The organism is Massilia sp. CCM 8734 (assembly GCF_011682155.1).
GTDB classification, from domain to species: domain Bacteria; phylum Pseudomonadota; class Gammaproteobacteria; order Burkholderiales; family Burkholderiaceae_D; genus Telluria_A; species Telluria_A rubra.
The window spans coordinates 1-585 of the sequence record NZ_WHJI01000180.1 but is presented as its reverse complement, the minus strand read 5'-3'; the positions used below and the strand labels follow the sequence as shown (position 1 = coordinate 585).

General features: G+C 71.1%; 1 pseudogene. It reads left to right on the top strand.

Annotation, left to right across the window (positions count from 1 at the left end):
* Positions 1-585 (top strand): annotated as a pseudogene (locus tag F2P46_RS36150) (hypothetical protein); the annotation flags it as partial.

Here is a 585-nt window from a genome sequence, read left to right as displayed (position 1 = left end):
GGCTCGGCGCGGGCAAGCTGATGGGCGACGCGGCCACGCAGATTGCGACCGGATCGGCCGGCGCCCAGGTGCGCGGCTCCCTCGCCGGCCGGGTCGGGAAAGGCATGCTGAGCGAGGGCGTGCTGGAAGAAATGCCGCAGTCGGCGCAAGAGCAAGTATTCACCAATATCGCCATGGGCGAGCAGGACTTGGCCAAGGGTGTCGGCAACGCTGCCGGTACCGGCCTTGTCACGGGCATGGCCATGGGCGGCGGCATGGCGGCGGTGCAGGGGGAACATGCCGCCGCGCCAACACCGGCTCCCACGCCAGCGCCGGGCCCGGCACCTGTGCCCTTGCCACTGCCGGACACCGGGCCGCTTTCGCGCGCGGCGAACGCGGCCCAGGCAGCGCTCGCCGCACAGCGCGTCGCCGCTGCGCCACCAGCTGCGGCAGATCAAGCGCCATCGCTGGGCCAGATTGACGGCCGCCTGGCTGAACTCATTACTATCGGACACGGTTCGGTGGCGCAACGGGTCAAGGGTGCGGACGGCCAGATGAGCGTGACGCCGGCGGTGCCGGGACGCCGCCTTACCGCTGACGAAGTTG